At 41.6% G+C, this 14,795-nt stretch carries 10 protein-coding genes; 4 read left to right on the plus strand and 6 right to left on the minus strand.

Annotated features, from left to right (window positions below):
- Positions 1–206: 206 nt before the first annotated feature.
- The 3 genes from B9Y87_RS15040 to B9Y87_RS15050 are packed head-to-tail and all read left to right on the plus strand — an operon-like array spanning position 207 to position 7,000.
- Positions 207–3,533, plus strand: a complete 3,327-nt coding sequence (locus tag B9Y87_RS15040; protein ID WP_085499796.1) for a transglutaminase family protein — start codon at positions 207–209, stop codon at positions 3,531–3,533.
- Positions 3,534–3,546: 13 nt separating this feature from the next.
- Positions 3,547–6,108 (plus strand): circularly permuted type 2 ATP-grasp protein, encoded by a 2,562-nt coding sequence (locus tag B9Y87_RS15045; RefSeq protein WP_085499797.1) that lies wholly within the window; start codon positions 3,547–3,549, stop codon positions 6,106–6,108.
- A gap of 1 nt (position 6,109) precedes the next feature.
- Entirely contained in the window at positions 6,110–7,000 is an 891-nt protein-coding gene (locus tag B9Y87_RS15050) for a transglutaminase family protein (RefSeq protein WP_085499798.1), read from the plus strand.
- 119 nt (positions 7,001–7,119) lie between these two features.
- Here the strand turns inward: B9Y87_RS15050 and B9Y87_RS15055 are convergent, their stop codons facing one another.
- Both B9Y87_RS15055 and B9Y87_RS15060 read right to left on the minus strand, forming a co-directional pair.
- A complete protein-coding gene (locus B9Y87_RS15055; protein WP_085499799.1) occupies positions 7,120–7,545 on the minus strand; it encodes a response regulator in 426 nt (141 codons plus the stop codon).
- Positions 7,538–9,259: a sensor histidine kinase gene (locus B9Y87_RS15060; protein WP_139827248.1), complete on the minus strand. Its 1,722-nt coding sequence runs from the start codon at positions 9,257–9,259 to the stop codon at positions 7,538–7,540. The genes B9Y87_RS15055 and B9Y87_RS15060 overlap by 8 nt, the downstream gene beginning before the upstream one ends.
- 610 nt (positions 9,260–9,869) lie before the next feature.
- Between B9Y87_RS15060 and B9Y87_RS15065 the strand changes: the two genes are divergently transcribed.
- Entirely contained in the window at positions 9,870–10,754 is an 885-nt protein-coding gene (locus tag B9Y87_RS15065) for a dienelactone hydrolase family protein (protein WP_085499801.1), read from the plus strand.
- A 30-nt stretch (positions 10,755–10,784) separates the two neighbouring features.
- Here B9Y87_RS15065 and B9Y87_RS15070 read toward each other — a convergent pair whose 3' ends face one another.
- The 4 genes from B9Y87_RS15070 to B9Y87_RS22325 all read right to left on the minus strand — a co-directional run bounded on the left by B9Y87_RS15070 (position 10,785) and on the right by B9Y87_RS22325 (position 14,316).
- Positions 10,785–12,410 carry a sodium:solute symporter gene (locus B9Y87_RS15070; protein ID WP_085499802.1) on the minus strand — a complete coding sequence of 542 codons (1,626 nt, stop codon included), beginning with the start codon at positions 12,408–12,410 and terminating at the stop codon, positions 10,785–10,787.
- Between the two features lie 72 nt (positions 12,411–12,482).
- Positions 12,483–13,364: an SMP-30/gluconolactonase/LRE family protein gene (locus tag B9Y87_RS15075; protein ID WP_085499803.1), complete on the minus strand. Its 882-nt coding sequence runs from the start codon at positions 13,362–13,364 to the stop codon at positions 12,483–12,485.
- A 62-nt stretch (positions 13,365–13,426) separates the two neighbouring features.
- On the minus strand, positions 13,427–14,191 hold the full coding sequence (locus B9Y87_RS15080; RefSeq protein ID WP_085499804.1) for an SDR family NAD(P)-dependent oxidoreductase: 765 nt from the start codon (positions 14,189–14,191) through the stop codon (positions 13,427–13,429).
- Positions 14,191–14,316 (minus strand): hypothetical protein, encoded by a 126-nt coding sequence (locus tag B9Y87_RS22325; RefSeq protein ID WP_262483184.1) that lies wholly within the window; start codon positions 14,314–14,316, stop codon positions 14,191–14,193. Before B9Y87_RS22325 ends, B9Y87_RS15080 begins: the two co-directional genes overlap by 1 nt.
- Positions 14,317–14,795: the final 479 nt, after the last annotated feature.

The raw sequence follows: 14,795 nt of genomic DNA on the forward strand, positions 1-14,795 counted from the left end.
CTTTCCCATAGGTTCCTTTATGCACCCAGGAGACCAACAACAATCCTATAGAACAAATCGTTCAAAAATCCTTTCTAGATTATCAATCTAGCAAAAAGGAATGTTGATTAATTTTTAATGGATAAAATTTTGACCTATATGCATTTAACCAGAGGGATTCCTGATTTTAGTGCTTATCTTAGGGCATATTGAAAATTTGATTATCCATGGCATTAAAAGTAGCTATTTCCCATAAAACCGTTTACAAGTATGATAGAAGGGTAAGCCTTTCACCACATATTTTTAGGTTGAGGCCGGCGCCACATAGCCGAACGCCCATAGAGGCATATTCCATAAAAATTAAGCCTGAAAATCATTTTTTCAATTGGCAGCAAGATCCTTTTGGCAACTATTTGGCCCGCATTGTTTTTCCGGAAAAAACGTCAGAACTATCGGTAGAGGTAGAAATTATTGCAGATTTAAAGACCATTAACCCCTTTGATTTTTTTGTAGAGGAAGCCGTTGAGAATTTTCCGTTCACCTATTCTGAAGATTTGAAGAAAGAACTTCTCCCCTATTTGGAAGTAACGGAAAAGGGTCCGTTGCTCCAGGAATGGTTGAAAAAGTTGGACTTAACTCCTATGCGGAGCATTGATTTTCTAATTGGTCTCAATCAAAAATTGTACAACTACCTCAACTACACCATCCGTATGGAGCCGGGTGTACAGACCTGTGAAGAAACCTTGGACAGGAAGTTGGGTTCTTGTAGGGATTTTGCCTGGCTTTTGGTTCAGACGCTACGGCATTTGGGATTGGCGGCCCGTTTTGTATCGGGATATTTGGTACAGTTAAAGTCGGATGAAAAATCCTTGGACGGCCCTTCCGGCCCAGAAGAGGACTTTACGGACCTGCACGCTTGGGCAGAAGTATATTTGCCCGGTGCAGGTTGGATAGGGTTGGATGCCACCTCTGGGCTTTTGGCCGGGGAAGGCCATATCCCCTTGGCCTGTACACCTTCCTTTGAAAGTGCCGCACCAGTATACGGATTAACGGATCCCTGTGAAACGGAATTTGCGTTCAACAATTCCGTAACCCGGATTTTTGAGTCGCCCCGAGTAACCAAACCTTATACCGAAGATCAATGGAACGCCATTTATAATTTAGGTTTTGCCGTAGAAGAGGAACTTCAGTTAAATGATGTACGATTAACTATGGGTGGGGAACCCACCTTTGTTTCCATAGATGATATGGAAGCGGAAGAGTGGAATACCGCAGCAGATGGGGAACACAAACGTGAATTGGCAAGTTCCCTTTCACTAAGGCTGTTGGATGCCTTTGGCCAAGGAGGAATGTTGCACCATACCCAGGGCAAATGGTACCCTGGCGAACCCTTACCACGTTGGCTTATTGGTATTCATTGGCGAAAAGACGGGGAATCCATTTGGAAAGAACCAAAATGGCTGGCCTCCTTTACAAAGACCTATACCCTCCCAAAAGATATTACGGACACTTTCCTAAAGACATTGACCAAGTATTTGGACTGTCCCAATGAAAGTATAATTCCGGCTTATGAAGATGCTTTCTATTTTCTGTGGGAAGAAGGTAAATTGCCAGTAGATGTGGAGCCAAAAGATTACAAAAAAGAGGACACCGCATTAAGGCGAAAGTTGGGCGAAGTGTTGGAACAGGGTATTGGCAAAACCGTAGGCCATGTATTGCCCTTGGCCAAAAGTAATGACCACTGGATTACAAATACCTGGGAGTTTAGGGGAAAACATCTATTTCTAACCCCTGGAAATTCCCCGATTGGACTACGACTTCCCCTGGAATCCTTGCCCAAAGAACCGGTAGTACCATCAGAACCTACTGCGGAGCCAGAACTTTTCGAAGCTAGGCCAGAATTAAAAGCTTATGGAAAAGACCTTCAGGAGCGTATCAATTCCAAAACGTTAAGATCATCCACCAAAAAACAACCTTTTGTCCGTACAGCCCTCTGCGCCGAGGTACGGGACGATAAATTATTCCTTTTCCTACCCCCTCTGAATAGTGCGGAGGACTTTTTGGATTTAAATGCAAGTATTGAGGCTACTGCCAAGGAACTGGAAATTCCGGTAGTATTGGAGGGTTATGAGCCTCCGAGGGACAACCGTTTGGAAGTACTGAAAATTACTCCGGATCCAGGAGTTATTGAGGTAAATGTTCATCCCGCTAAAAATTGGCAAGAGCTTACGGACAATACCTTGAAGTTATATGAGGAAGCAAAAAAATCCCGTTTAGGGACCGAAAAATTTATGCTCGATGGTAAGCATACGGGCACAGGAGGAGGCAACCATGTTACTTTGGGAGGAATCACTCCCGCAGATAGTCCATTACTTCGAAATCCGCAACTCTTGCGTAGCCTACTCACATTTTGGCAGCACCACCCAGGGCTTTCCTATTTGTTCTCTGGAGCGTTCATAGGCCCTACCAGTCAGGCTCCACGTGTAGATGAGGCTCGATTGGAAAATCTTTACGAATTGGAAATTGCCTTTTCCCAAATTCCTGAGGATAAAGAGGTGCCTTTTTGGTTAACGGACCGATTATTCCGCCATTTATTGACCGATATTACAGGAAATACCCACCGTGCCGAGTTCTGTATAGATAAATTATATTCTCCCGATTCCTCTTCGGGTAGACTGGGAATCTTGGAATTGCGAGCTTTTGACATGCCGCCACATGCACAGATGAGCCTCATGCAAATGTTACTTGTGCGTACTTTGGTGTCTTGGTTTTGGAAGGAACCATATAAACATAATCTGGTACGTTGGGGTACGGAATTACATGATAAATTCTTGTTGGAACATTACGTAAAAGAAGATCTAAGGGATATCGTTTCCCAATTAAATGATGCCGGTTACCCCTTTAAATTGGATTGGTTCGACCCATTTTTTGAATTCAGGTTTCCCTTATACGGTATGATAGAGATCAATTCCATGCAGATAGAACTCCGCATGGCCATAGAACCCTGGAACGTATTGGGCGAAGAAATGTCCGGCAGGGGAACGGCACGGTACGTAGATTCTTCCTTGGAAAGGGTACAGGTAAAAGTGAAAAACTTTACGGAAGAGCGCTATAGCCTAACCTGTAACGGAGTTAAAGTAATATTGAGCCCTACTGGTATTAAAGGAGAATATGTAGCGGGAGTCCGCTATAAAGCATGGGAACCTTGGTCTGCGCTTCACCCCACCATAGGAGTAGATGTACCTCTGGTCTTTGATATAGTGGATATGTGGAACAGAAAATCCATTGGTGGTTGCACCTATTTCGTAGCCCATCCAGGGGGACGTTCATATGACACCTATCCCGTGAATAGTTATGAGGCTGAATCAAGAAGAATTAATCGATTTTGGGACTTTGGACACTCGCAGGGTAAGGCAACACCGATGGAAATGGGGCCTACAACAAATTTTAGTGGTAGGATGGTAGAACCTAAGCCTGCTTCCAATACATTTGTATACAAAGAAATACCTATAAATCCTGAATATCCACATGTGCTGGATTTGCGGAAGAAGTAATTCATAAATTATTATGCCAATAACAAGTACCAGCTGGTTAAGTAATTATATTACCGAATATAAGAATGATGAAATGTTTACACCACAAAATGGTGTAAAACCCTATTGGAACAAACTACTCACAGAATTTGATAAATTGGGTTACGACGGATTAATGGCCCGACAAAGGGATATAGATTGGCTACTTTCAGAAAACGGGGTTACCTACAATGTCTATAACGACCCTCAGGGAATGCATCGCCCATGGAACCTGAACGTTGTACCCTTTTTACTGCGCCAGGCCGAATGGCAAACGGTAGAGAACGGCTTAAAACAACGCGCCCAGCTTTTAAATTTGGTCCTAAAGGATATTTATGGCGAAGGCAATCTCATAAAAAATGGCATTGTGCCCCACGAAGTAATTCACGGGCATCGTGGGTTTTTAAGACAATGTAGCGGTATTGAATACAGTACGGAAAAATTTCTTTCCATTTATGCTGCCGATCTTTCGCGTGGAACGGATGGTAGACTATGGGTAGTGAACGACCGTGCAGAAGCGCCTTCAGGAATGGGGTACGCTTTGGAAAACAGGTCCACTACCAGCAGAATTCTCCCTGAGATCTATAGCAAAATGAATGTAAAGCGACTTTCGGGTTTCTTTAAGGAATTTAACCAGATGCTCGTTGATGCGTCCCCTATAAAAAAAGATAATCCCAATATTGTCATATTGACCCCGGGATCGCACAATGAAACCTATTTTGAGCATGCCTATCTCTCCTCCTTCCTGGGCTACGCCTTGGTACAGGGGAATGACCTGGTGGTAAGGGACGGTTTTGTATGGATGAAATCCTTAAAAGGACTTAAACAGATAGACGTTATTTTACGTAGGGTAGATGACGCATTTACCGATCCTTTGGAACTAAGGGAGGATTCCCAATTGGGTGTTGCAGGATTATTGGATGTAGTGCGCAGAAAAAATGTTTCCATTATAAATCCAGTGGGTAGCGGGGTAATAGAAAACCCAGGCCTAATTCCTTTTATGCCGGCTATAGCCAGATACCTGCTAAACGAAGATTTGATTCTTCCGCAAATTGCATCTTGGTGGTGTGGACAGGAGCAGGAAAGAAATTTTGTGCTGAATAACCTATCCCAATTGGTGATCAAAAGAATAGACAGGACCAATAGGGAGAGTATCCATTTCGGGGAGTTTATGACCCCTCAGCAGCTAAATGACCTAAAAAGGGAAATTGAACTTACGCCTTATCGGTTTGTAGCACAAGAGAAAATAAGCTTTTCTACGGCTCCAAATCTAGTAGACGGAACTATTGAATCCAGAAACCTGGTAACCCGTACCTTTTGCATAGCCTCGAACAACGGATACAGCGTCATGCCCGGTGGGCTGGTACGTGTAGCCCCGGACAGGGAAACCATTAGGGTATCCAACCAAAGAGGTGGCACCAGTAAGGATTTTTGGGTGCTGGAGGACGGCCCTGTAAAGGAAGATTTAACCAGGCACTGGCAAAAAAGGAGTTCTTTGGCCGCATCCGGTCTAAACGATCTGCCAAGTCTTACCGCCGAGAACTTGTATTGGGCGGGGCGTTATGTAGGCCGTACTTTGGTCAACGCCCGTTTTTTACGCATGGTTATGCGACAAATGGCCTTGGTGCAGAACAAAAATGAAAAGCCAGATTCCGTTAAGCTTCAGGTCCTCTTTAAAGCAGTTACCCACTTAACGGGCACCTATCCGGGCTTCGCCGAAAAAGGCCCGGACGGGAAAATGGCAATGGAAGACCCCATGCAGGAAATGTTATCCGTTATATTGGATAAGGACAGACCCGGAAGTCTAGCACACAACCTTACCATGTTCGGAAATTCCTATTATTCCATACGTAATCTGTGGTCATCGGATATGTGGCGGGTGTTCGAAAATATTCAAAAAATATGGCAATCCTTTGAAGAAGGCCAGGACCGTTCCATAAACAAAATCTTAAAAGTACTCAACCAACTTATCACCCGTTTAATAGCGTTTATGGGCCTTATAGAGGAGAGTATTTTAGTACAACAGGGATTACTCCTTTATTTTATTGGCCTGCAATTGGAACAAAGCATGCTGACCATAACTAAATGTCGCTCCCTGCTTACCATTAAATACGAGGAACAGGTAGAGTACGATCTCTTGGAGTATTTGTTGACCAGTCATGAAAGCCTCAATATTTACCGATATAGCTACAGGTCCCACATTCAATTGGAGCACTTATTGGACCTAGTTGTATTGGACTTGGAATACCCTAGGTCCTTGACATTTATGTTGAACAGAATCCAAAAAGACATTGCTCGTTTACCGCATTCCCGAAAGGATAACAACCTAAGCAATTATCAAAAATTTGTTTTCGACGCTTTCTCCAAATTGCGATTGGCAGAGTCTTCCAATTTGGTAAAAACCAAATCGGAAACCGATTTTTTTAGGGCAGATTTGGATGGGTTGTTGGAAAATCTCTCAGAACTACTATACAGAACATCGCAATCCATAAGTAGCACCTATTTTAACCATACGGACAAACAAAATCAATTGGTCACCCAATCCTTTCCTTTTTGACATGATTTTTAACGTTAAGCATACCACCAAGTACGAATACAATGCACCGGTAATTTATTGTCACAATATTGCAACACTGCGGCCACGGGAATCCAAAGGGCAGCAATTGTTGGATTATAAAATACAGATAACACCCCAGCCTGCAGAAATTTCGGAACGCATAGATTTTTTTGGAAACTATATTACCAGGTTTTCCATACAGGCAGAACATATAGAGCTAGAAGTAACAACAAAAAGCAAAATAATGCGGGATTATGCCCAGTTCCAGGATTCTTTCTTTTCCGAGGCATGTAGGGGAATTACCTTGGACCAAGCCCTTTTGGCATTAAGAAGTACGGACCCTGCCATATTGGATGCTAGACAATACATCCTGGAATCTATATTTATTGGACGTGCGGATCATAATATACGGGATTATGCCGAGGCTTCCTTTAAAGGAAATCGCTCTGTCTTTGATGCCGCCTTTGAATTGATGCAGCGCATTTATACCGATTTTCAGTTTGTTTCAGGGTTTACAAGCATTTCCACACCAGTTGCCGAAGTAATGAAGGAGAAAAAAGGGGTTTGCCAAGACTTTGCCCAAATAGCCATAGCATGCATCCGGTCTGTAGGACTGCCAGCCAGGTATGTAAGCGGCTATATAGAAACGGTACCCCCTAAAGGCAAAGAGAAATTGGTTGGAGCAGATGCTTCCCATGCCTGGTTCTCTATATTTATACCTGGTTTTGGATGGGTAGATTTTGACCCCACTAACAACCAAATTCCCATGGACCAACATATTGTGGTAGGCTGGGGAAGGGACTACTATGACGTACCTCCATTAAAAGGGGTAGTGTACGGAAGCGGCAAGAGCAAGCTTAAAGTAGCAGTAGATATACAGGCTGCAACCTAATCCCCAAAGTGGGCCATGAACATAAAAATCATCAATTGTTACCTAATGCTCAATGATCCTGCATATTTATCTCCGCAAAAGTAAAAATATTGGAACGGACTTCTAGCTGGTTCTACCCTCTAAAATGGGTTATGATACCACTCACTTGTTGGTAAATGACCAATCAAATTTTTAATTCCTTCCTTGGATATTGGTTTAACTAAATAACCCGAAAGTTCACTTATTTCTTTGGCCATAGCTATATCACTTGGATTATTGGATGATGTTAGCAGGTATATACTGATATCCTTTTTTATTTCGGTCTGAAGCGACTTATATTCATTTAAAAACTCCCATCCATCCATAAATGGCATATTCACGTCCAATAGGATGACGTCCGGAAGATTTAAGGCTGTACCCAGATTTTGCTTAAGGAAATCAATTCCCTTTTCACCATCGGTAAAAAATTCTATCTTAATATCTGGACTTATTTCTGCAATGGTATTCTTCATTATAAACTGAAAAATCTCATCGTCATCGATTAGAAGAAAACTTAGGTTATTCATAGTGGTCAAATATTATTTTAAATGCGGTTCCCTTTCCCAATTCACTACTTACTTCAATATTGGCGTTCAACGATTCCAATTGTGTTTTAACCAGAAACAAACCCATACCTTTCCCGGATAGTCCACGATGAAATCTTTTATATAATTTAAATATATCATTACCATAGCGACTCAAATCCACTCCTACTCCATTGTCCTCCACTACCAAAACTTTCTTGTGGTTCTCCCAGGAAGTTCGGATAGCTATCACCGACTTTCTATTGGGATCCCGGTACTTAATGGCATTGGAAATTAAATTCTGAATTACACTCTGTAGATAGATCTTTGAAAACTTTATTTCTTTCCATGCGCTAAAATCAGTCTTCACCTCTATGGTCTCTTTGTCCAAAGTCTCAACATACAGATCCAAGGTGTCCGTTATTAAAGACTCCAACCCTATATGTTCCATTTTTATCTGGTCGTCATCGTTGAGAATCCTAACATAAATCAAAAGATCATCTACCAAGGTGTTAATAGCTCTGGTAACCTTCTGCAATTTAGGAAAATAACTTTTGGCCTCTTCATAATCCTTGGCTTCCTTTAACATGGACACCAAAGCAGATACACTGGTCGTAGGAGCTCTTAAATTATGGGCAACTATATTATTATACTCCAAAAGTTGGGCGTTGCGCAACTCTAGCTTATTCTGTATGGTCGCCAACTCGTTGTTTTTATTTTCCAGCTCATTTCTTTTACTTTCCAACTCCTTGTTTATGTTTTCAAGTGCCAGCATATACTTCCTTTTGGAAGTATCACTTTTTGCTTCTAGATATGATAAACACAAAATAACAGCTATCGCCAATAGATTGATAAGGAAAATTGAAAAGATCTCACTTTGCAACCTAGCATTTAAAGTGGCAGAATCCAGGTGTTTTATTAGGATCCATTTATTGTTTGTCCTAATGTCCGCAAATTTGTGTTGAAATAAAGGAGTTTGGGCAAGTTCGGTCTTAAAATCCAATTCGGTTTTAATCCACAGATCACCCTTATGCCACAAAGATGTGGTTGCTACCCTCCCCAGAGAATCCATCAAATCAGGGAATTCTTCTTGGAACGTTACATCTCGGCTGCTGGGGATTAAATGTGAAAACTCCTTTATACTGTCCTTACTTACAAGATAATTGCCAAAACGGTCTAACAGTATAAAGGAATAGAGGTTGTCCTTTTTAAGTAGTTCCAGGAACCTTTCTGCACTAAAATTAATAACTACTGTTCCCAACTTGGTTCCTTGTGCATCAAATATAGGGGCAATCCCACGAATCATTGGCTTATATGGAAATTCCAGTATTCCATTTTCTTGATTCAGATTTAATGGGGACAAATAAATCTGATTTTTTTTGAGGCCTGTAGTCTCCTGATAATAATCCCTGTTGGATTTATCCTGAAGGGCTAAACTCTTTACTATTTTACCGTTATCCTGTCTATTTATCCTATAAACCTCCTTCCCTGACAAATCAAGAAGTCTGAACTGACTATAGCTATCCATACCGATCACAAAATCGCCTATTTTCTTATCCAAATGGGCATTCTTGTCCGGATCAAAATCGCTTTCAACAAAACCATACTGCTCCCAATAATAAAGATTGGCTATCATAGGTTTTAAAAGTGTAACGATGAGTTGCTTTTTATTGGAGAGTTCTTCTTGCTGTAAGGAAATCAGCTTTTCCTGCTCCATTTTATATAGCCACAAAACCGCCAAAACACTCAATATTAGAATTGGGAGGTAGTATTTGACAAATTTTAATAGTAATCGTTTAAGCAAATTTAAGGCTATTAAAGTTAAATCCCTTTTTGGGATACCATCACTGGCCAATGCACATTTAATCTATTTGGGGGAAAGTATTAAAGATCCAGTCTGGCAATAAACTGAACATCAAAGATAATTAAAATTAAATCTCATTATTCATAATTAATTTTATTCCAATAAAAAAATAGCCCCATCTACTTCGACTAAACGTGACATGCACATGTTTGTTATTTAATAAAAAGCTACTATTAAATAATTGAACCTTTAAGTCCAATAATTTTTTACATTGTGATAATGGGAAAATTTGGCTACCTTCATAAATCCCTAAAAAAGTTAAAACAAATATCATATTTTTAATAAGTACTGCTATTCTTGAGCATCATTTTACTATTAACATTAAATAATGCCCTTGAAGAACAGGAAAACCTTTTCAAAAGAATCTCCCTGCATACGCCCCATATGTGACGTGCGACTATTTATATTCGTACCTGATGAAAACTAATAAATTTAAAGCAAGTTCAACCCAAAATCAACGCCCATGAAACCATTGAAAAAAGAAGACATTAAACAGGAGGTTTTTGACCTCTATGATGACTATGCCCACAACAGGGTAAGTAGAAGGTTATTTATGGATAAATTATCCACCTATGCCGTTGGCGGGCTTACCGTAGCTTCCCTCCTTAGCTTTATTTCCCCTGATTACGTAAAAAAAATCCAGATAAAACCCAATGACCCAAAATTAAAATCGGAATATATCCACTATGATTCGCCAAAGGGCGGAGGATCCATAAAGGGTTTGTTGTCCAGACCGGCCGACACCAAAACAAAGCTTCCAGGAATAATCGTAGTGCACGAAAACCGGGGATTAAATCCCCATATCGAAGATGTTGGGCGTAGGGCCGGACTTGCAGGATTCATCTCTTTGGCCCCGGATGCCTTGACACCTCTGGGCGGTTATCCCGGTAACGACGATGATGGCCGTGAATTGCAAAGCAAACGAAACCGAGAGGAGATGTTGGAAGATTTTATTGCTGCATTTGACCATTTAAAAGCTCATCCGGAATGCTCCGGCAAAGTTGGCGTGGTAGGATTTTGTTTTGGTGGCTGGATTTCCAATATGATGGCCGTAAAGATTCCCAACTTAGGGGCTTCCGTTCCTTTTTACGGAGGTCAGCCAACAGAAAATATCGATAAAATAAATGCTCCCCTAATGCTCCATTTTGGGGAACTGGATACCAGAGTCAATGAAGGGTGGCCAGCCTACGAAGAAGCTTTAAAAAAATATGGCAAGGAGTACAAGGCCTATATATATCCTAAGGCAAACCACGGTTTTCATAATGATACCACACCGAGGTACGACCGGGAAGCGGCTGAATTGGCCTGGGTACGTACCATCGATTTTTTTAGGGAAAAACTAGGCTAAATTAGGGCTATAAACAGGTATCAATAACCGCTACAAGGAAAGCGTACTAAATGATATCATAATATACAGCACAATGAACACCACCAAGACCGAAGCCACTATATCCCAAATAGTATAGCTCAACTTGTTGTCCGCCTTCTGTGTGGCCGTAACAGTACCAAAAGTTAGTCCGGACAATTGTGCTGCCGAAGGAGCAGGATAAAACATGCTCACAATAACCGCGATGGCCACACAAAGGGCAAAGAAATAGGCTGCAAATACCAACCAGTTTACATCGGCAAGGTTGAATAGAAAACTTCCTTCGGAAAAACTGGATTTCATAATTTCCAAGGTAAGTTTGGAAAATCCAATAATCAATCCGCCTATCAAGGTAGCAATGGCACCGTTGGCATTAATGCGTTTGTAAAAAATCCCCAACAGGAATACCGCCGTAATAGGCGGGGAAATATAGGCCTGCACATTCTGTAGGTATTCGTATAATCCATCAGAAAGCCTTGTTATCACGGGAATCCAAAGCAGGCCAAGACCTACCACAAAAAAAGTAGCGGTCCTCCCAGTTTTAACCAATTCCTCCTCAGGTTTCTCGGGTTTCAATTTTTTATAAATATCCAGGGTAAACAAAGTGGAACAAGAATTAAAAACGGAAGCCAGGGAACTCATTAAGGCAGCCAGCAATCCTGCCGCAACCAATCCACGTAGGCCGGAAGGCAGAAGGTTGCTCATAAGCACCGGAAAGGCCTCATCCGGACTGTTCCAATCCAATTTTCCTTGAAGTTTAAGTCCCAAGGCCACTACTCCCGGAATAAGAAAAAGAAAAACGGGCATCAACTTAAGAAGTGCCCCAAAGATACTTCCGCGCCTACCGGCCTTGATACTTTTGGCAGTAAGCACCCGTTGTACGATTACCTGATCTGTACACCAATACCAGATTCCAACAATGGTACTGGTCAAAAATAATGGCAGCCAAGGATAATCTGGATCGGAATTGGGTCGCCACATATTAAAATAATCCACTCCTATGGTTGCCTTTAGCGCTCCCCAACCACCAACAGCTTCCAGTCCCATAAAACTAAGGATTCCTGCCCCAAGTACCAAGACTATGGCCTGTATGGTCTCTGTATAGACCACTGCGCGCATTCCACCCAAAATAGTGTACAGTCCGGTAAGCGCAACGGTTGCCACCGCACCGATCCAGAAAGGAATACCCAACAAGGCAGATACCACCACCCCTCCCGCATATATGGTTACAGAAACCTTGGTAAGTATATAGGCAATTAAAGACACTATGGAAAGCACCCATCTGGAACGGGCATCGAAACGCTTTTCCAAAAATTCGGGCATGGTAAACACCCCACTTCTGGCATAAAAAGGCAAAAATACCCATCCCAACATCAATACTATCCAGGCATGGAGCTCATATATCAGTAATGGCATTTTATCCCCGGCACCATTACCAGCCAATCCCACTACATGTTCGGACCCAATGTTGGAGGCAAAAATAGACGCCCCTACCATAAACCATCCAATGTTTCGTCCGGCCAAGAAATAATCCTCGGTATTCTTTTGTTTTTGCCTTATGACCCACCAGGCAACTCCCAGCAATATCACAAAATAGGCGCTGATCACCACCCAATCCAGTACGTCCAATCCTTTCATTATAATTTATTTGATTTCTTTGGTTATCTTGATTTGCAATTTTTGAAAATAGATTGTGGTAAGCACCTATAATTATTCTATGGTCTTAAATTTATTGGAAGGAAGACCCTTATGACCACAATTCCTTACCACAAATAAGGACCCTGCCAAAGGCTGTTTCTCCAGCTCAGCTTTACTTAGTCCCTTCTTGGCCGAAGTAATATAAAGATCCTGCATGGCTTCACCCCCAAAGGCGCAAGAGGTAACTTGGGATACAGGCATGGCAATGGCCGATAATTTTTTTCCAGTTCCAGGATCATAACGGGCTACCTGCCACCCTCCCCAATGTGCTACCCATAACATTCCCTCATTGTCTATGGTCATGCCATCCGGAAAGCCGTCATCCTCGGCAATAATGACAACCGTTCTCTTATTGGACAATTCCCTGTTTTCCTTGTTATAATCGTAGCCCACTACTTTGCGTGTAGGGGAATCTATGAAGTACATTGTTTTGTGATCCAGACTCCACGCCAAACCGTTGGAAACACTAATGTTGGATTCCTTTTTCAGAACATTTAATGACGCATCCAGCATATAAAGGCTACCTGAGGATTTATCTTCTGCAATGGGCATGGTCCCTGCCCAAAACCGACCTTCCGGATCACATTTCCCATCATTAAACCTGTTTTCCGGTAAATGCGATTCTGGATTCGCTATCATATCGACTTTCCCGCTTTCACGGTTTACGTATCCAAAACCGTCCTTCATGGCAGCAATGTAATTTCCATTGTCTGTAATAGCCATAGCACCTATCATTTGGCCTACCGAAATGGTATTGGAAGTATGGTTTTCGGGAGACCATTCATGAATATTTCCATTTAAAATATCTACCCAACATATCTGTTTTCTGGAGTGGTCCCATAACGGCCCTTCTCCCAATTCGCAATTAATTCCACTAACTACTTCTGGATTCATAGATTTTAAATTCTATTATATTTTATTAATTGTTAAAGTATTAGAAATATTTAAAGTGACCATTATTTTTTATAAGGAGATGGACTAACCGATGTCCAACCCCCATCGATCACCAAACTTTGTCCCGTTATGTGTTTGGCACTATCGGAGATCAAAAACAATACGGCTTGGGCAATATCATTGACAGAAGCAGGTCTGCCCATGGGCGTAATACTTTCCCATGTCCCGAAATAGTCTTTATCCTTCAAGGTCCTTTCGGTCAAGGTGGCCCCAGGAGCCACGGTATTAACATTTATTTTAAAGGGCGATAGCTCTATGACCAAGTTCTTGGCCAACATTTCCAATGCGGCCTTGCTCATCCCGTAGGCCGCTAGGTTTTCATGTGCCTGATGCCCGGTTACGGACGACATAAAAAGTATGGAGCCACCCAAACCCTGTTTTTTCATTTGCTTTGCTGCTGCCTGGGCCAAAAAGAAGCTCCCGCCCAAATTTACTTTCATAACCTCAAAGAATGATTCCGGCGGATAGCTTAGGAATTCCCCGAAGAGGGTAATCCCAGCATTGGCTACCACCACATCCAGTTTTCCAAATTCTGCAACCGCCGTATCTACCATTTGTTGTATTACCTCCATATCACTGGAATCCCCATAAAGACCAATACATTTTCCAACTTCACCATCCATGCCCGCCACTGCTTCCTTCGTTAATGCGGCATCCAAATCATTCAAGATTACATGGGCTCCTTGCCCCACCAACTGTTTACAGATTTCCAGGCCGATACCCTGCCCCGCTCCTGTAACAATGGCAACTTTATCCTTAAAATCCATTATAAATCAATAGTGTTAATGGGAATCCTTTGGTTCTTCATCCAGGCCCTATAAATAAAACCGTCCTTACCTATGCGACCGTACCTCTTGCTGCTAAGCAGCTTTTTCTTCTCATCTTTTTCCATTGGTTATTTTGGTTTTTATGAATCCGCCAATATTTAAATCTGCTTGGCCTATAAAGCATAGCATAGATTTTAATATTTATATTTTTTTATGATCTATGCGCTGAATTTCAATTTGCAGGCTTCAATATCGTGAACTTTTCCGAAATAGATAGGTCGTTTTTTAAGGAATTTGTAATTGAGACATTGGAAACCTCCATTTAAATGGATTATAAAGGTTACAGCTTTTAAACCCAGTCTTCCGTCATACACATTCTGATATGTAAATTGATTTGTTCTCATGGCTTTCAATGACCATTGGCCTCTAGCCTCCATCGACCTAAAAAATTTCATAAGACAACTTCTATCAAAAACAATGTCCCAATGCTAATTGGGACAGGTATTTTTATCCCCCTTATAATTTGTTTTCTTGGCATTAACGCTTCTAAAGCAATCAAAATCAACACTTAATATTAAACATGACAACTGTCATGTTTTTATTT

The organism is Arenibacter troitsensis (assembly GCF_900177645.1).
Taxonomy (GTDB): domain Bacteria; phylum Bacteroidota; class Bacteroidia; order Flavobacteriales; family Flavobacteriaceae; genus Arenibacter; species Arenibacter troitsensis.

Excerpts from the sequence above, each read along its gene's own strand:
- B9Y87_RS15060 (WP_139827248.1), bottom strand. The coding sequence starts at position 9,259 with ATGGAGCAGGAAAAGCTGATTTCCTTACAGCAAGAAGAACTCTCCAAT.
- B9Y87_RS15050 (WP_085499798.1), top strand. The coding sequence starts at position 6,110 with ATGATTTTTAACGTTAAGCATACCACCAAGTACGAATACAATGCACCG.
- B9Y87_RS15040 (WP_085499796.1), top strand. The coding sequence starts at position 207 with ATGGCATTAAAAGTAGCTATTTCCCATAAAACCGTTTACAAGTATGAT.
- B9Y87_RS15055 (WP_085499799.1), bottom strand. The coding sequence starts at position 7,545 with ATGAATAACCTAAGTTTTCTTCTAATCGATGACGATGAGATTTTTCAG.
- B9Y87_RS15045 (WP_085499797.1), top strand. The coding sequence starts at position 3,547 with ATGCCAATAACAAGTACCAGCTGGTTAAGTAATTATATTACCGAATAT.
- B9Y87_RS15070 (WP_085499802.1), bottom strand. The coding sequence starts at position 12,410 with ATGAAAGGATTGGACGTACTGGATTGGGTGGTGATCAGCGCCTATTTT.
- B9Y87_RS15075 (WP_085499803.1), bottom strand. The coding sequence starts at position 13,364 with ATGAATCCAGAAGTAGTTAGTGGAATTAATTGCGAATTGGGAGAAGGG.
- B9Y87_RS15080 (WP_085499804.1), bottom strand. The coding sequence starts at position 14,191 with ATGGATTTTAAGGATAAAGTTGCCATTGTTACAGGAGCGGGGCAGGGT.
- B9Y87_RS22325 (WP_262483184.1), bottom strand. The coding sequence starts at position 14,316 with ATGGAAAAAGATGAGAAGAAAAAGCTGCTTAGCAGCAAGAGGTACGGT.
- B9Y87_RS15065 (WP_085499801.1), top strand. The coding sequence starts at position 9,870 with ATGAAACCATTGAAAAAAGAAGACATTAAACAGGAGGTTTTTGACCTC.